Here is a 15288-nt window from a genome sequence, read left to right on the forward strand (position 1 = left end):
GAACGACGACCGATAGTCACCGAGAACGAACGAAGGACCGCACATGGCACTCGACGGCATCACCGGCACCGTGGACACGGCCGCCCAGGCATCAGCGCTCGCGGCGAACCCGACGACGACCTCGTCGACGATGGACTCGCAGATGTTCCTCAAGCTGCTCGTCACGCAGCTGCAGAACCAGGACCCGTCGAGCCCGATGGACACGAACGCCATGATCAGCCAGCAGACGCAGATGGCGATGATGGAGCAGATGACGAACCAGACGTCGACCGCGAACGAGAACTTCTCGCTCCAGATGCGGATCGCCGCCGCCAACCTCGTCGGCAAGCAGGTCTCCTACACCGACGCGACGACCGGCACCGACGTGACCGGCACCGCCACCGCCGTCTCGTACGCCGGGAGCGTCCCGCAGGTGACCGTCAACGGGAAGGAGGTCGCTCTGGACAGCGTCTCCGGCGTCACGACCACGACCAGCAGCGGGTCCTGAGGGCCCCGCACCTCCCCGGGCCCTGCCCGCACGACCACCCCGGCCAGGACGGCCGGTCGGACCACCACCGCACAGCACGGACGCGCCGCGGAGACCACCACTTCCGTCACCGACGGCGAGCCAGCCGGCCCGTCGCCCTCCGAAAGGACGCACCATGCTCCGCTCGCTGTACTCCGGGATCTCCGGACTCCGCTCCCACCAGGAGATGCTCGACGTCACGGGCAACAACATCGCCAACGTCAACACGGCCGGCTTCAAGTCGTCGACGACCGTGTTCCAGGACACCCTGTCGCAGATGACCCAGGGTGCGGGCTCCCCGCAGTCCGGCCTCGGCGGCACGAACCCGGCCCAGATCGGCCTCGGCGTGCAGGTCGCCGGCGTCTCGACGAACTTCGCGCAGGGCTCGGCCGAGGCGACCGGCAAGGCCACCGACCTCATGATCTCCGGCGACGGGTTCTTCGTCACCCGGCAGGGCAACGACACCGTCTACACGCGAGCGGGGTCGTTCGACTTCGACGCGCAGGGCCGACTGACCACGCCGGACGGGAAGATCGTCCAGGGCTACTCGGCCACCAACGGCGTCGTCGACGACGGCGGCCAGCTCGGCGACATCACGCTGCCGCTGACCGCAGCGGCACCCGCTGCCGTGACGACCTCGGCCACGGTCGACGGCAACCTGCCGTCGGACACCGCGACCGGACAGGTGATCACCCGCGACAGCGACGTGTACGACGCGTCCGGCACCAAGCACGCGATGACGCTCGCGTTCACGAAGACCGCCGCGGGCTGGAACGTCAGCGGCACCGACGGTGAGGGCAACGCCGCGTCCGGCACGATCACGTTCGGCGCCGACGGCAAGATCAGCGGCGGTGGGACGCTGAAGATCGGTGGTATCACCGCTGACATGACCCAGCTCACCGGGTTCGCCACGCTCTCGACCGCGTCGATCAGCAGCCAGAACGGCCACGCGGCCGGCACCCTCAAGGGCTTCTCCATCTCGCAGGACGGCACGCTCGTCGGCCAGTTCTCGAACGGCTCGACCGAGGCGCTCGGCCGCATCGCCCTGGCGTCGTTCGCGAACCCGGGTGGCCTCGAGAAGGTCGGCGACTCCGGCTACCGCGCCACGGCGAACTCGGGTTCGGCGCAGGTCGGGAGCCCCACGTCCGGCAGCCTCGGCTCGCTCGCGTCGGGCACGCTCGAGATGTCGAACGTGGACCTCTCGCAGGAGTTCACGAACCTCATCGTCGCCCAGCGTGGGTTCCAGGCGAACGCCCGCATCATCACGACGTCCGACTCCGTGCTCGAGGAGCTGACGAACCTCAAGCGCTGACGCGCACGCCGCGCGGCCGGGAGGCCCGGCGGACGTCCGGTTCACCGGTCACGTCCGCCGGGCCTCCCGGCATGTGCGCGGTCACCGGCGCGCCGCTGCCCCTCGGGTGCTGGGAATTCGAAGCACCTACGATGGAGGGATGCCCGTCGACGAAGCCCGACCCCTGCTCGACCCCGTCGAACTCGACGCGTACTTCGCGCTCATCGAGGTGAGCAGTCTGCTGCGCCACACGGTCGAGCAGCAGCTGCGTGAGGCCGGCGACCTCAGCTACGTGCAGTTCCAGCTCCTCGCCACGCTGGGCGACGCTCCGGACGGCAGCCGCCGGATGACCGAACTCGCCGACGGCGTCGTCTACAGCCGGAGCGGCCTCACCTACCAGGTGGGGCTGCTCGAGCGGGCCGGGCTCGTCGCCCGGAGCACCTCGGCCGAGGACGAGCGCGGCGTCACCGTGACGGTCACCGACGCGGGTCGCGCCGTGCTCGCCCGCGTGTTCCCGGGCCACGTCGCGGTCCTCCGCGAGCTGTTCCTCGAGCCGCTCGGCCACGACGACATCGAGGCGCTGTCCCGCGTCCTCGCCCGCGTCCGCGATCACATGCGCACCATCCCGCCCCGTTCCGCCCGGCCGCGGCGCACCCGTGCCGCACGGCGCGACACGCCGAGCGGCGACTGACCGGAACGGATCGTGAACCCGATCGCCCGGTCCGTGCAATACCTGGTGTGAGCACCGACAGCGACATCATCCGGCGGACCCTGGAACGGCCCGCCGAGTTCGCCCAGCTGTACGACCGGCACGCCCCGGCGATCCACCGGTTCGCAGCGCGCCGCGCGGGACCCGACGTGGCCGAGGACCTGGTGTCCGAGACCTTCACCGTCGCGTTCGAGCGCCGGACCGCGTACGACCTCGACCGCGCGGACGCCCTGCCCTGGCTGTACGGCATCGTCACGACGCTGCTGAAACGGCACCGTCGGATCGAGGCGCGGCTCTGGGCGAGCGCCCGGGCCGACCCGACCGCGCTCGTCACCGAGCACGACCACGAGGCGCTCGAGGCCGAACTCGCGGTCCGCCGACTGCGCTCCGCGATCCAGCGGATGCCCGCCCGCGACCGCGACGTGCTGCTGCTCTACGCCTGGGCCGACCTCGACTACGAGGGCGTCGCCCTGGCGCTGGACGTTCCCGTCGGGACCGTCCGCTCACGACTCAACCGAGCACGCCGCACGCTGCGTGCCGCTGCAGGCCGCGACGCGGCTCAGGAGGTGGAACATGGACGAGTTGACACTGCTCCGGTCCGTTCGTGACGACGTGGAACCGGTCCAGCCGGAGACGTTGGCACGCGGCCGGGAGGCACTGCTCGCGCACATCGAGCAGGGCACGCCCACACGGGGTCCGGTCCGACGTGGATCCGGTCGGCGCGGCCGCCGTGCCGGGTGGATCGGCGCCGGTTCCGTCGTCGCCGCGGGCGTCGCGGCGGCCCTCGTCGTCGGGAACGTGATCGGCGTGGCCGGCACCGGACCGCACGGCAGCGCCGCGCCGGCCGCGGCGGAGGTCCTCACCCACGCCGCCGCCTCGACGACCGCCACGACGGACCCGGTCGTGCACCCCGGTCAGTACCTCGAGGTCGCGACGCGGGCCGTCTACGCATCCGGGTTCGAGGACGACCACGGCTCCGGCACCTACCTGTCGTCGCAGGACGGCCAGTTGTACGTCCCCGCCGACACGGCCGGTGACTGGGTCTGGGTCCGCGACCCGGAGCGGGTGGTGCAGACGTTCGGGCCCGACTCCGAGCGCGCCGCGCGCGTGTCCGACAAGGCGAAGGGGGAGTACCTGCGCGCAGCCGGTGGTGGGTTCTACGGGAGCCCGGCCGTGGTGTCGCCGTCGGACCTCGCGGCCCTTCCACGGGACCCCGCCGCGCTGCTCCGGCACGCCTACGACGCCACGAAGGGCCAGGACGACCCGGACCTCGCCGCGTTCGGGTGGATCGCCGACACGCTCCGCAGTGGACTCGCACCGGCGGACCTCCGCGCAGCCCTGTACAAGGCGGCCGCGGGCATCCCCGGGGTCGTCCTGACCGACCGCCAGGCCAACCTCGAGGGGCGGACCGGCGTCGCGATCGGCTACGCACAGGGCAACGGCGACCAGCAGGAGCTCATCATCGATCCGTCCACGGGCCTGCTCATCGGCGAACGCGAGGTCGTCACGGGCGGGGCGGCTGCCTCCTGGAAGGTGCCCGACGGCACCCCCATCGGCTGGACCGCGGTGACCACGAGCGTCGTCGACGCCGCACCGGCCAGGAGCGCCCGGTGAGCGCCGCACCGCAGGTCGAGACCGTCGGCGTGGACACCGTGCCGCTCCTGGTGATCCCGACACCGAGGACCCGCTGGGTCGACGTCACCTGGGCACTCGAGCGCGAGGCCGCGAACGGACGATGACGGCCCGTGCCGGGGAGCGGTACCGCCCGACCACCGGGCGTACGCTCCCCGGCATGACCGCCGCCGACCCCGCGATGCCGACCCTCGTCGCCACCGTCCTCGACTCGCCGCGCCCCCTGGAGCTCGCCCGCTTCTACGGCGCCCTGACGGGTTGGACGGTGTTCGAGGACGACGACAGCTGGGCCCGGGTCCGTCCTGACGACGGCCCGGGCCTCTCGGTGCAGCTCGAGCCCGAGTACGTCCCGCCGACCTGGCCCGGCCGATCGGACGCGCCCGGCATGCAACTCCACCTCGACTTCCTGGTCGAGGACCTGCCTGCCGCGGTCGCGCGAGCCGAGGGGCTCGGCGCACGGCAAGCCGCGTGGCAGCCGACCGAGGACGTCCGGGTGATGCTCGACCCCGACGGCCACCCGTTCTGCCTGTTCCTGCCGGGGGCTTGAGCGTTCCCGGCTGTCCCCGCCGGTGGTGCGGGCCGGCGGGTCAGCTCCCGTCCCCGGTCGGACGGACGGGCGACGGCGCCGGCCACGCCCCGGCCGGCGCACCGTCCGACCGCCCGTGCTCCGCGGCGAGCCGGTCGGCTCGGCGGAACTCGCCGCGCCGAGCGATCGCCCCGGCGGCGCCGGCCGCGACCGAGATGGGTACGAACAGGATCGCCGACGGCGGCCAGACGGCGATCGGGACCGCGGCGAGCGTGCCCGCGAGCACCGAGGTCGCGACGACGTGCACCGCGCGCGAACGGACGGGGCGCATCACCCGGCCCAGTGACCACGTGAACGGCAACGCGACGAGGACGGCGCCGAAGGCGAACACGGCAGTGAGGCCGTCCATCCAGACGACCCAGAGCAGCATCTGGCCCACGACCTCGTACCAGGGCCCGCCACCGACGCCGATGCCGTCCGTGAGCGACACGAGCGAGGTCCCCGACAACCCCAGGAGCAGGACGATCGGCAGTGTCACCCCGACGAGCCACCCGTACGCCCGGATCTCGAGCCACCAGCTGTCGGCCCACGTCCGGGTCCCGTTCTGGCGGTCGGTCATCATGCGAGGCGCCCGGCGACGATGCCGACGATCTCGGTGACCGCCGAGCGGAACGGGCGGATCCGGAGCATCGGGAGTGCGAACCGGAGGACGCGGAGCATCGCGTCGACGAGACGTGCCGTGCGGGCCTGCTCGGCGGAGGTGTCGTAGGTCCAGAACAGCGTGAGGAGCAGGTAGCCGGTCCAGAGCGCGATCGGCAGGTCACCCGCGAGGTCGCGGGGGAGCTGTTGCCGCGCAGCGTCGACGGCCTCGCGGAACAGCCCGAGCACGAGGTCCCGCGCGGCGGACGACTCGGTGGACAGCGGGTTGATCGGGGAGCCGGGCGCCATCGCGGCCGCGAGGAACTGCGGGGCGATCGCGTGGTAGCCGCGGAGGTTCGCGAGCCCGGTCCGGACGACGATGCCCACCCGTGCCGTCAGATCGTCCTCCACGGCGAGCTGCGGGAGCGCGACCGCGCGGTGCTCCTGCTGCACGTCGACGTAGAGCTCCTGGACCAGGTGGTCTTTCGTCGGGAAGTGGTAGTAGGCGTTCCCGACGGAGAGTCCGGCGTCGGTCGCGATGCCTCGCATGGTCGTACCGTCGTAGCCACGCTCGCGGAGTGACCGCAGCGCGACCTCGCGGATGTGCGCCCGTGTGCGGCTGCGCTTCGACTCCCGGTCCTCGTTTTCGAACATGTTCAAAAACTAGCGCGCGATGCGTTCCGCCGTCCAGCTTCCGGGACGGCGTCGTCCAGTGCGTCACCGTCGACCGGCTCCGTCCCTCCGGACCGTGCGGCTCGGCGGATGGCATCCACCACATCGAGGTTCGCGACGATGTCGTCGCCGCGCCCGTACGCCGTGCTCGGATCGGGGACGCCGGCACCGACACGACGGACGAAGGCGTCGAGCTGGTGGTCGAAGCTCGTGCCGCCGGCGACCGTCGTCATCGTCGGAGCGCCGTGTCGGGGGATGACACGGAGGCTGTTTCCGTGGTGCGGCACGATCGGTCCCGTCACCGTCACCTCGGCCCCCGCGAGTTGGAGCGTGAGGGACACCGGATCGTCCTGGTCGAACGAGCAGTGGATGCTGGCGGTGGTGCCCGTGGGGAAGCGCAGCGTCGCGATCGTGTCCGAGTCCGCGCCGCTCGGGTTCCACCGCTGACGGGCGGTCACCTCGCTCGGCTCCGCGTCGAACAGGAGTCGCGACCAGTGCACGGCGTACACGCCGTTGTGGAGGAGGGCACCGCCTCCGAGCGCGGCGACGTGCAGGATCGACTGCGGATCGTACGGGCGGGTGCCGTTGACAGATGAGCTGATCGACGAGAGCGGCCCGTACCGGCCGTCCCCGACCAGCGTCCGGAGTGCGTCGAACAGCGGGTGGAAGCGGTAGTGGAACCCCTCCATGACGAGCCGCCCCGAGTCCGCCGCGACGGCGACGATCGCGCGACCCTCGGCGCCGCTCACACCGATCGGTTTTTCGCACAACACGTGTTTGCCCGCGCGGAGCGCCGCGATCGTCCACCGTGCGTGTTCGGCCGCGGCGTTCGCTATGTACACCGCGTCGACGTCGGCGTCGGCGAGGACGTCCTCGTAGTGCTCCGACGCGCGCGGGATGTCCCACGTCCGCGCGTACTCCGCGGCTGCCCCGGGGCGACGCGCCGCGACCCGCGCGACGCGCACGTCCGGACGACGTGCGGCAGGCTCGAGCAACCCGGATGGACCGATCGTCGACGCCCCGATCATCCCGAACGTCAATGACATGCTCGCTCCCTCGTGGCTCATCTCGGTGTTCGTGTTCGCTCCGCGCGACGCGCGGACGCTCACCAGGTGTCGGGACGCGCTCCCAGCGGGACGGGCTCCGGTCGCTCGACGCGCGACGCGATCTCGATGACGCGGTGCTCGACGGCGGCACGGGTGATCGACTCCATCACGTCGAGCACGTGGAACGCGAGCGCGCCGGAGGCCCGGTGCGGCCGGCCGGTGGCGATCGCGTGGGCCATGTCCGCGAGGCCGTGACCGCGGCCCGCGTCGGCGTACCCGCCGGCGACCGGGAGCTCCCGCCACGCGTCGCTCCCGGCGACGAACACCGACACGGGGTCCGAGAAGCGGTTGGGGTCGGGCACACCCAGCGTGCCCGCGGTGCCGTACACCTCGAACAGGGGTGCGCGGGTCGCCCAGACCTCGAACGACATCGTGACGGTCGAGACGCTGCCGTCGACGTGCTCGAGGATCGCGACGACGTGGGTGTCGACCGACACGTCGATGCCCGTCCCGGCCGCCGGGCCCGTACCGATCGTGCGCCGGCGGTCCGATCGCGTCGCACTCGCGCTCACCCGGGCGACGGGGCCGAGGAAGGTCACGAGGCTCGACAGGGAGTAGGGACCCATGTCGAAGAGCGGACCCCCGCCCGGCTGGTAGTAGAACCCCGGCGCGGGGTGCCACAGCTCGTGCCCGGGCGCGCTCCAGGCGACGGCGGCACCGACGGGTGTGCCGATGAGCCCGTCGTCGATCGCGGCCCGTGCGGTCTGGATGCCGGTACCGAGCACGGTGTCCGGGGCGCTGCCCACCCGGACGCCCGCGCGCGCGGCGGCCTCGAGCACCGGGGCGGCCTCGGCGGTCGAGAGCGCGAGCGGCTTCTCGCCGTACACGTGCTTGCCGGCCGCGACGGCGCGTGTGGCCACGGACGCGTGTGCGGCGGGGATCGTCAGGTTGAGCACCACGTCGACGTCGGGCGAGGTCAGGAGGTCGTCGACCGCGAGTGCCTGCACGCCCGCAGCGGCGGCGACGGCAGCCGCACGGTCCTCCAGGACGTCCGCGACGGCGGTGAGCCGGAGTCCGGGCAGGGACGGCAGGTCGGCGAGGTACTGGGCGCTGATGGTGCCCACGCCGACCAGGCCGACGCGCATCGGGGCGGTCATCGCGCGGCCTCCCCGTGGAACTCGACGCGCGGAGTCGCACCGTCGAACGACACCCGTGTCGCGCCGATCCGCCACGTGTGCCCGTCGTCCGCGTTCGCCTGGAAGAACAGGACCCCGGCGTCGGGGCCGTCGGCGAGGAACCCGGGATGTCCGGACTCGCTGTGGTTCCAGGCGCCGCCCGGACCCGCCGGGATCAGCGGCTCGTCGGCACCCCGCGTCCACGTCCGCGCGTCCGTGCTCGTCGCCCAGCCGATCTGCTGCGGGCAGTTGTTGTACGCGCCCGCGTAGAACATCGTGAACGTCGTGCCGTCCCAGCGCAGCGCCGGCGCTTCGATGCACTCCTGCTCCCACGGCAGTTCCGGTGCCAGCGCGGGACCGTCGACCGACAGCTGCTCCCAGTCCGCCCTGCCGAAGGCGCTGTCGAGGGGCGCGCGAGCGGTGCCGAGCATCTGGATCCGCATCTCCGGGTCGCGCGTGACCCAGGCGAGCACGAGGTGCTCGTCGGTCGCCACGAGGTCGGCGTCGATCGCACGTCCGCACGTCCAGTCGCCCGACGGCGCGAAGACCGGGTTCTCGGGGTTCGGCGTGAAGGCGATGCCGTCGTCGCTCACGGCGTGGCAGATCGCGTCCTCGCGACCACGGCCGTAGGTCTGGAAGAACAGGTGCACGCGTCCGTCGAGCACGACCGCACCGGGGGCGGCGGCGCCCGTCGCGTCGTAGTCGCCGAACGGCGGCAGGACGGCGACGGTGCGCCAGGACACGAGGTCGTCGCTCTCGGCCACGGCGACCGACCAGCCCTCGGCGACGTCGTCGGACCCGGACGGCAAGGAGCAGTAGAGCAGGTAGCGGCCACCGAACCGGATCACCGACGGGTCCTTCGCGTACGGGCGGCCCCGCCGCGAGGTGTCACCCCACGGTGCGCCCACCAGTCGAGGGGTGCCGGGGAGGTCGATGGACCCGAGTGCGTCGTCAGCGGTCATGCCCCGAGCCTGCTCCCGATCCGCTCGTCATGCCGCGACGAGCAGGTACCCGGCGAGCACGAACCCGCACACCGCGATGGCGACACGGAGCACGGACTGCGGGACACGCCGTGCGACGCTCGGACCGATCAGCCCGCCGATGAGCGCGCCGAGGCCGAGGGGCCACACCGCGGCCCACGTGACCGTCCCGGAGAGGGCGAACAGCACGGCGGGCACGATGTCACCAGCGAGGAGCAACACGTTCTTCAGCGCGTTCGCACGGTGCAGGACGGGTTCGCCGTCGAGCAGCAGCACGGCGATCATGAGGACCCCGGAGCCCGCCCCGAAGTACCCGTTGTAGAGCGAGACGCCGGCGACGCTCGCCGCGGCGACCGGGCGCGCCATCGTCGTCGCCGTCCGTCGGCGGTCGATCCACGGTTGCACGAGCAGCAGGGCGGACCCCGCGGCGACGAGGAACGGGACGATGCGGTCGAACACGTGCGACGGCGTCGCGAGCAGCAGGGCCGCGCCCGCGGTCGACACGACGACCGTGACCGGCAGCCACCGCCGGACGGTCGGCGCGTGCCCGACCAGGTCGCCCCGCGCGCGGAGGGCCGATCCCGCCCCGCTGCCGAGCAGGGCCACTGAGTTCGTCACGTTCGCGGCGAGGGGCGGGATGCCCACGGCGAGCAGGGCCGGGTACGCCACGAGCGACGTGATGCCGCCCGCGGTGCCGATGACGCCCGCGGCGACACCGGCCACGAACAGGAACACCGCGGTCGTCACCGTTGGATCCTGGCACGTCGCGGAGCCCGGCCGACGGGTCCGCGCCGTGGCTCGGCGGGTTCCCGCTGCCGGTCGTCAGGCGGTCGCGGTCCTCGGCCGGGAGGCCCGGTGCGGGGTTGCGGATGGGTCCGGCTCCTCGAGGTCGATCGTCCCGGAGCGGTTGCGTCCCTGCGTCTCGAGCACCGCGCTCCGCACCACGGCGCCGAGATCGCCCGTCCGCGCGTACTCGGCGCGCTGCCGCTGGGCACCCGTGCCGTGCGCGAGGACCTCGGCGATGCCCCGCTCGACGAACTGCTCGTCACCGTTCGCGCGGAGCGCCGGGCCGAGGCGCTCGAGGAGCATCCCGATGACCGTGCGCGCCTCCGCCGCACGTCCCGTGACCGGGTCGACGAGTTCGCCCTCCAGTCCCTCGAGTGCCGCCCGCCAGTTCGCCAGTCGAACCGCGCACGCGGGAGCGTCCGGGGCGGGCACGCCGTTGCGCCAGTCCGCCGCGGCGGTGTCGACCATCGCCCGCACGATGCCCGCGATCATCGCCGTCACCGCCGGGTCGAGCGGCACGTCCGCGACGCGCACCTCGACCGTCGGGAACGACCGCGACAGCCGAGCGTCGAGGTAGAGCATGCCCGCATCGAGCAGGGCACCGGTGCCGAGCATCGCCTGCTCGACGGCGTTGTACCGGGCGACGGATCCGAACCGCTCCATCGGCCCGGCGGAGGGCCACCGCGTCCACTCGATGCTCCGGTAGCTCGCGTGCCCGGTGTCCTCGCCGTCGTGGAACGGGGAGTTCGCGGTGAGGGCGATGAGGACCGGTGTCCAGGTGCGGATCCGGTCCAGCACGGCGACGCCCTCGTCCTCGGACTCGATGCCGACGTGCACGTGCAGCCCGCAGGACAGGCTCCGACGGGGCAGCGCTCCGTAGCGGTCGAGCATCGTCCGGTACCGCGGTGTGTCCCGGGCGTGCGGTCGCGTCGGGAGCGGCGCGCTCGCGAGTGCGGCGACCCGGGCACCCTCGAGCGCCGCGATCGCGTCGACCGTGCCGCGGTTCGCGAGCACCTCCTGCTCGAGCGCCGACAGCCGGTTGTGCACCGACGACACGGTCTCCAGCATCTCGAGCTGCATCTCGCCCGTCAGGGAACCGTGGGCGCGTGACCCCTGCAGCCGGGTCCGCCAGCCGAGGACCTCGTCGGCCAGGGGCACGGGCTCGCCGGTCTCGCCATCGACCAGCAGCAGTTCTTCCTCGACACCCATGGTTCGCATGCCACAACTGTGTGCGGACGCGGCCGGGAGGACTCACGGGGTTGCCAGGTGGACGACGCGGGTGTAAAGCGCGCGATCGCCGCCCGTGCGCGAGGGGCTAACGGCGGCGACGCCACGGCCGATAGTCGTGCCTGTACCGCTCAGGACGAGCGGGACACCCGCCCCACGGACGGCGGCGGGAGCACACGACCTAGGACGGGCCATGATCGTCGTCACGCGACTCAACGACAGCAGATTCGCTGTCAACCCGGATCTCGTGGAACGCATCCAGGAGAGCCCGGACACCACCCTCATCATGGTGGACGGCGCGAAGTACATCGTGCAGGAGTCGATGGCCGAGGTCATCGACATGATCGCCGCGTACCGCGCCCGGATCATCGCGATCGCCTCCGGCGTGGCCGACGACACGGCCTCGAGCGTGAACACGACGGGCCCGCAGCCGGTCCTCGCGCCGGTGTCCGACATCGCCGCACCGCGCACGTCCGAGGGGCGGCGCTGACGTGGACCTCGCGACGATCATCGGCGTCCTGCTCGCGTTCGGGGCGCTCTTCGGCATGGTCTCGATGGAGCACGTCGAGATCTCCGGACTCATCATCCCCGCCCCGATGGTGCTCGTGTTCGGCGCGACGCTCGCCTGTGGCCTCGCCGGAACCACGCTCAAGGACGCCATCGCGAACCTCAAGGCGATCCCGACCGCGTTCACCGGCAAGGTCGTGCCCCCGGCATCGGTGATCGAGGACGTCGTCGGTCTGGCTGAGACGGCGCGGACGAACGGCCTGCTGTCGCTCGAGCAGGAGGCCGACAAGCACGACGACCCGTTCCTCAAGAAGGCGCTCCAGAACATCGCGGACGGCACCGACGGCGAGGAGCTCCGGATCCTCCTCGAGGACGAGATCGAGTCGAACGCATCGACCCTGCGGAACGCGAGCAAGTTCTTCATGGGACTCGGCGGATACGCCCCGACGGTCGGCATCATCGGCACCGTCGTCAGCCTGACCCACGTGCTCGCGAACCTGTCGAAGCCGGACGAGCTCGGGCCGCTCATCGCGTCGGCGTTCGTGGCGACGCTCTGGGGCCTGCTCAGTGCGAACTTCCTGTGGCTGCCGATCGGCGGCAAGCTCAAGAAGCTCGCCGACCTCGAGGTGGCTCGACAGACGCTGCTCATGGAGGGCCTCCTGGCCGTGCAGGCGGGCAGTCAGCCGCGCCTGCTCGGCGAGCGGCTCCGCGCCATGGTGCCGCCGTCGGCCCGCGGTGACGCGGCTCCGGCCAAGGGCGCCAAGGGCAAGGGCAAGGGCGCCGCCGACGACGAAGCGCTGGCGGCCTGACGTGGCTGGCAGAGGGCGAGGGCGCCGCGGTCACGGCGGCGGCGGACACGATGACGACGACCACCCGGACGAGCGCTGGATGGCGTCGTACATGGACATGATCACCGTGCTCATGTGCATGTTCCTGGTCCTGTTCGCGATGTCGCAGGTCGACCAGCAGAAGTTCATCGCGCTCAAGGACTCGCTCGCGACCGGCTTCGGCCAGGTGCAGAAGCAGAAGGTCGACACGGCGTCCGGCACGGTCGTCAAGCCCGACGAGGTGACGAAGAAGGACGGCAAGGGCTACGCGCTGTCGAAGTCCGATGCGGAGCACTCGAGTGCGGCGAGCGGCACGGCGAACAGCAACGCGGACGGCACGAGCGCCGACCCGAGCGCGGTCGCGGTCCCCGCGGCGGCCCCGACGCCGAACACCGCCGTGGCGAAGGCGAGCAAGGCGGACGTCGAGGCGGCGAAGAAGGAGCTCGACGACCTGAAGGCGATCGAGGCCGCGATCAAGAAGAACCTGACGGCCGAGGGCAAGACCGCGAACGTGCAGTTCGACCTCGACGCCCGCGGGCTGACGGTCCGGCTGGTCGGGAGCGAGACGTACTTCGCCACCAACAGCGCGGACCTGTCGGACGAGGCCCGGGCGGTCATGGACGCGATCGCCCCGGTCCTCAAGAGCAGCGGCCACGACATCAGCGTCGAGGGGCACGCCGACCAGCGGAACTCGACCGCGCCCTACGCCACGAACTGGGAGCTGTCCGCGGCCCGCGCGACCGGCGTGCTCCGGGATCTCGTCGAGCGCGGAGGCCTGCCGGCCGACCACGTGCAGAGCGTCGGGTTCGGGTCGAGCCGGCCGCTGTCCAAGGGGTCGACCGACGCCGACCTCGCGCTGAACCGTCGCGTCGACATCGTCGTGCTGTCGAACCAGGACCAGGACGTCAGCGCGCTCATGCCGGCCATCGCGGCTGCGCAGGACGCGGCGCATCGGGGCGAGACGGCGGGGACCACGGCGCCGACGACCGCGGAGGGCGATGGGTAGCGGCGACGGGACCCCCGCCCAGTCCGGGGGACAGCGCTAACGACGGATCACCGCGGGACCGATAGTGCCCGTCGTGACCGACCTCCTCGCCCAGCGCGCCGTGGCGTCCCCCCGCGACGACCACGGTGGGGACCAGCGTGCGCACGACGACGCCCAGGTCGAGGTGGTGGACTTCCGTCGACCGACGACCCTCGCCCGTGAGCAGTCCCGCGTGCTCGAGCTCGCGTTCGAGACGTTCGCGCGGCAGTGGGGCACCCAGTTGACCGCGAAGGTCCGGGTGCTCTCCCAGGTCACCTGCGAGCAGGTGCAGGTGCTGACGTACGACGAGTACGCCGCGTCGCTGCCGCCGCTCACCGCGATGGTGCTGCTGACGATCGAGGACGTGAGCGCCAAGGGCGTCCTGCAGTTCCCGCTCACCTCGGTGCTCACGTGGGTCAGTCACATGCTCGGAGCGGCCCGACCGCTGCCGGCCCCCGAGCGCACCTTCACCCCGATCGAGCAGGCGCTCGTGCGCAAACTCGTCGAGGACGCGCTCGACGACCTCCGCTACTCGCTCGGCACGCTCCTCGTGCAGCCGATCGGGGTCGGCTCGTTCCAGTGGAACAGCCAGTTCGCGCAGGCGGCCACGAAGAGCGACCTCATGCTCGTCGCGTCGTTCGACATCCGCGTGGGGGAGCGCATCGCGCCGGCCACCCTGGCGATCCCGCTCGAGGTCGTCCTGCCGCAGCTCGGCGAGTCGAACCCGACGGTGACGACGGCCGATCCGCGCGAACTCCTCGACGCGCAGATCGCGAACGTGCCGGTCGGGGTCTCGCTGCAGCTCGCCCCGGCGGTCGTGCGTCCGGCCGTCGTCCTCGGCCTCGCGGTCGGCGACGTCGTGCCGCTCCCGCACCCGCAGCACCGTCCGCTGACCCTGACGGTCGACGGCGAGCCGATCGGCACGGCGGCGGTCGGCGCGAACGGCTCACGTCTCGCCGGCGTCGTCGTCGCCACCACGCCCGCCGCCGCCGGCGCCCACGCACGCACTCCGAACACCGAAAGGGCGTCATGACCGCCACCATCACCCTGCAGACCTCGGTCGCCGAGGCGCTCGTCGGTCAGCTCCCGACCCCCACGCCCCTGCGCGCCACCCCGCTCACGCCGGGAGCGGCGAGCGGTGCCGCCGGGCAGGCGGGCGGCGCGGTCGTCGCGTCGTTCGTCGGTGCCCTGTCGGCCGACCTCGCGCTCGTGCTCCTCGACCTCGACGGCATGACGGCCGCCGGCGGCGTCGACGCGCCGCTCGTCTCGGTGACGGACGTCGTCCGGCCAGCGCTCGAGGCGGCGGCCGGCATGCTCGGCGTGGGCGTGCTCGGCGAGGCCGTGCGCGCGTCCGCCGCGTCACTCCTGCTCGACCCCCAGACCACCGTGTTCGAGCTGAGCGCCGCGGGCGTCCCGGCGGGGTGGTTCGCCATCCGCATCCGCGAGGACGCACCCGCGGCCGCGGCCGCGGCCGTCGCCTCGTCGATCAGCGGCAACCTCGGCCGGATCAACAACGTCGAGATGGCGCTCACCGTCGAGATCGGTCGCACCCGCATGGCCGTCCGTGACGTCCTGGGCCTCGAGCCCGGGGCCGTCGTGGAACTCGACCGATCCGCCGGCGCACCGGCCGACGTGCTGCTCAACGGCCGCCTCATCGCGCACGGCGAGGTGGTCGTCGTCGACCAGGACTACGCCGTCCGCATCACGAAGATCCTCGACGTCGCCGAGGGGATCTGACCCTC

19 protein-coding genes are annotated in these 15288 nt (G+C 72.4%); 12 read left to right on the forward strand and 7 right to left on the reverse strand.

What is annotated here, in order from left to right; all coding sequences use genetic code 11:
* Positions 1-43 precede the first annotated feature (43 nt).
* The 7 genes from DEI93_RS07535 (at position 44) to DEI93_RS07565 (ending at position 4684) form a co-directional block, all read left to right on the forward strand.
* The gene (locus DEI93_RS07535; protein ID WP_111008838.1) at positions 44-487 is read left to right on the forward strand and encodes a flagellar hook capping FlgD N-terminal domain-containing protein; all 444 of its coding nucleotides are present in this window, start codon (positions 44-46) and stop codon (positions 485-487) included.
* 154 nt (positions 488-641) lie between these two features.
* The gene (locus tag DEI93_RS07540) at positions 642-1817 is read left to right on the forward strand and encodes a flagellar hook protein FlgE (RefSeq protein ID WP_111026046.1); all 1176 of its coding nucleotides are present in this window, start codon (positions 642-644) and stop codon (positions 1815-1817) included.
* 139 nt (positions 1818-1956) lie between these two features.
* Positions 1957-2487 (forward strand): MarR family winged helix-turn-helix transcriptional regulator, encoded by a 531-nt coding sequence (locus tag DEI93_RS07545; RefSeq protein WP_111119063.1) that lies wholly within the window; start codon positions 1957-1959, stop codon positions 2485-2487.
* Positions 2488-2534: 47 nt separating this feature from the next.
* A complete protein-coding gene (locus tag DEI93_RS07550; protein ID WP_258368437.1) occupies positions 2535-3113 on the forward strand; it encodes an RNA polymerase sigma factor in 579 nt (192 codons plus the stop codon).
* Positions 3079-4119 (forward strand): CU044_5270 family protein, encoded by a 1041-nt coding sequence (locus DEI93_RS07555; protein WP_111008841.1) that lies wholly within the window; start codon positions 3079-3081, stop codon positions 4117-4119. The genes DEI93_RS07550 and DEI93_RS07555 overlap by 35 nt, the downstream gene beginning before the upstream one ends.
* Positions 4116-4244 carry a hypothetical protein gene (locus tag DEI93_RS07560; protein WP_258368438.1) on the forward strand — a complete coding sequence of 43 codons (129 nt, stop codon included), beginning with the start codon at positions 4116-4118 and terminating at the stop codon, positions 4242-4244. Before DEI93_RS07555 ends, DEI93_RS07560 begins: the two co-directional genes overlap by 4 nt.
* 53 nt (positions 4245-4297) lie before the next feature.
* The gene (locus tag DEI93_RS07565) at positions 4298-4684 is read left to right on the forward strand and encodes a VOC family protein (protein ID WP_258368439.1); all 387 of its coding nucleotides are present in this window, start codon (positions 4298-4300) and stop codon (positions 4682-4684) included.
* A 40-nt stretch (positions 4685-4724) separates the two neighbouring features.
* Here the strand turns inward: DEI93_RS07565 and DEI93_RS07570 are convergent, their stop codons facing one another.
* The 7 genes from DEI93_RS07570 to DEI93_RS07600 form a co-directional block, all read right to left on the reverse strand.
* The gene (locus DEI93_RS07570) at positions 4725-5282 is read right to left on the reverse strand and encodes a hypothetical protein (RefSeq protein WP_111119062.1); all 558 of its coding nucleotides are present in this window, start codon (positions 5280-5282) and stop codon (positions 4725-4727) included.
* Positions 5282-5956: a TetR/AcrR family transcriptional regulator gene (locus DEI93_RS07575; RefSeq protein WP_111119061.1), complete on the reverse strand. Its 675-nt coding sequence runs from the start codon at positions 5954-5956 to the stop codon at positions 5282-5284. The genes DEI93_RS07570 and DEI93_RS07575 overlap by 1 nt, the downstream gene beginning before the upstream one ends.
* A 2-nt stretch (positions 5957-5958) precedes the next feature.
* A complete protein-coding gene (locus DEI93_RS07580; protein WP_181435961.1) occupies positions 5959-7020 on the reverse strand; it encodes a Gfo/Idh/MocA family protein in 1062 nt (353 codons plus the stop codon).
* A gap of 59 nt (positions 7021-7079) precedes the next feature.
* Positions 7080-8177 (reverse strand): Gfo/Idh/MocA family protein, encoded by a 1098-nt coding sequence (locus DEI93_RS07585; protein WP_111119059.1) that lies wholly within the window; start codon positions 8175-8177, stop codon positions 7080-7082.
* The gene (locus DEI93_RS07590) at positions 8174-9157 is read right to left on the reverse strand and encodes a glycoside hydrolase family protein (RefSeq protein WP_111008846.1); all 984 of its coding nucleotides are present in this window, start codon (positions 9155-9157) and stop codon (positions 8174-8176) included. Before DEI93_RS07590 ends, DEI93_RS07585 begins: the two co-directional genes overlap by 4 nt.
* Before the next feature lie 27 nt (positions 9158-9184).
* On the reverse strand, positions 9185-9922 hold the full coding sequence (locus tag DEI93_RS07595) for a sulfite exporter TauE/SafE family protein (RefSeq protein WP_111026053.1): 738 nt from the start codon (positions 9920-9922) through the stop codon (positions 9185-9187).
* Positions 9923-9997: 75 nt separating this feature from the next.
* Positions 9998-11179 (reverse strand): carboxylate-amine ligase, encoded by a 1182-nt coding sequence (locus tag DEI93_RS07600; protein WP_111008848.1) that lies wholly within the window; start codon positions 11177-11179, stop codon positions 9998-10000.
* Positions 11180-11381: 202 nt separating this feature from the next.
* Between DEI93_RS07600 and DEI93_RS07605 the strand changes: the two genes are divergently transcribed.
* The 5 genes from DEI93_RS07605 to fliN all read left to right on the forward strand — a co-directional run bounded on the left by DEI93_RS07605 (position 11382) and on the right by fliN (position 15283).
* On the forward strand, positions 11382-11678 hold the full coding sequence (locus tag DEI93_RS07605; protein WP_111008849.1) for a flagellar FlbD family protein: 297 nt from the start codon (positions 11382-11384) through the stop codon (positions 11676-11678).
* A 1-nt stretch (position 11679) separates the two neighbouring features.
* A complete protein-coding gene (locus tag DEI93_RS07610; protein ID WP_111008850.1) occupies positions 11680-12504 on the forward strand; it encodes a motility protein A in 825 nt (274 codons plus the stop codon).
* 1 nt (position 12505) lies between these two features.
* Entirely contained in the window at positions 12506-13528 is a 1023-nt protein-coding gene (locus DEI93_RS07615; RefSeq protein WP_258368440.1) for an OmpA/MotB family protein, read from the forward strand.
* 73 nt (positions 13529-13601) lie between these two features.
* On the forward strand, positions 13602-14579 hold the full coding sequence (locus DEI93_RS07620; RefSeq protein ID WP_258368441.1) for a flagellar motor switch protein FliM: 978 nt from the start codon (positions 13602-13604) through the stop codon (positions 14577-14579).
* Positions 14576-15283: a flagellar motor switch protein FliN gene (gene fliN, locus DEI93_RS07625; RefSeq protein WP_111119058.1), complete on the forward strand. Its 708-nt coding sequence runs from the start codon at positions 14576-14578 to the stop codon at positions 15281-15283. Before DEI93_RS07620 ends, fliN begins: the two co-directional genes overlap by 4 nt.
* Positions 15284-15288 lie beyond the last annotated feature (5 nt).

Origin of the sequence: Curtobacterium sp. MCBD17_035, from assembly GCF_003234815.2 — a bacterium.
Lineage (GTDB): Bacteria > Actinomycetota > Actinomycetes > Actinomycetales > Microbacteriaceae > Curtobacterium.

Excerpts from the sequence above, each read along its gene's own strand:
- DEI93_RS07535 (WP_111008838.1), top strand. The coding sequence starts at position 44 with ATGGCACTCGACGGCATCACCGGCACCGTGGACACGGCCGCCCAGGCA.
- DEI93_RS07540 (WP_111026046.1), top strand. The coding sequence starts at position 642 with ATGCTCCGCTCGCTGTACTCCGGGATCTCCGGACTCCGCTCCCACCAG.
- DEI93_RS07545 (WP_111119063.1), top strand. The coding sequence starts at position 1,957 with ATGCCCGTCGACGAAGCCCGACCCCTGCTCGACCCCGTCGAACTCGAC.
- DEI93_RS07555 (WP_111008841.1), top strand. The coding sequence starts at position 3,079 with ATGGACGAGTTGACACTGCTCCGGTCCGTTCGTGACGACGTGGAACCG.
- DEI93_RS07565 (WP_258368439.1), top strand. The coding sequence starts at position 4,298 with ATGACCGCCGCCGACCCCGCGATGCCGACCCTCGTCGCCACCGTCCTC.
- DEI93_RS07570 (WP_111119062.1), bottom strand. The coding sequence starts at position 5,282 with ATGACCGACCGCCAGAACGGGACCCGGACGTGGGCCGACAGCTGGTGG.
- DEI93_RS07575 (WP_111119061.1), bottom strand. The coding sequence starts at position 5,956 with ATGTTCGAAAACGAGGACCGGGAGTCGAAGCGCAGCCGCACACGGGCG.
- DEI93_RS07580 (WP_181435961.1), bottom strand. The coding sequence starts at position 7,020 with ATGTCATTGACGTTCGGGATGATCGGGGCGTCGACGATCGGTCCATCC.
- DEI93_RS07585 (WP_111119059.1), bottom strand. The coding sequence starts at position 8,177 with ATGACCGCCCCGATGCGCGTCGGCCTGGTCGGCGTGGGCACCATCAGC.
- DEI93_RS07590 (WP_111008846.1), bottom strand. The coding sequence starts at position 9,157 with ATGACCGCTGACGACGCACTCGGGTCCATCGACCTCCCCGGCACCCCT.
- DEI93_RS07600 (WP_111008848.1), bottom strand. The coding sequence starts at position 11,179 with ATGCGAACCATGGGTGTCGAGGAAGAACTGCTGCTGGTCGATGGCGAG.
- DEI93_RS07605 (WP_111008849.1), top strand. The coding sequence starts at position 11,382 with ATGATCGTCGTCACGCGACTCAACGACAGCAGATTCGCTGTCAACCCG.
- fliN (WP_111119058.1), top strand. The coding sequence starts at position 14,576 with ATGACCGCCACCATCACCCTGCAGACCTCGGTCGCCGAGGCGCTCGTC.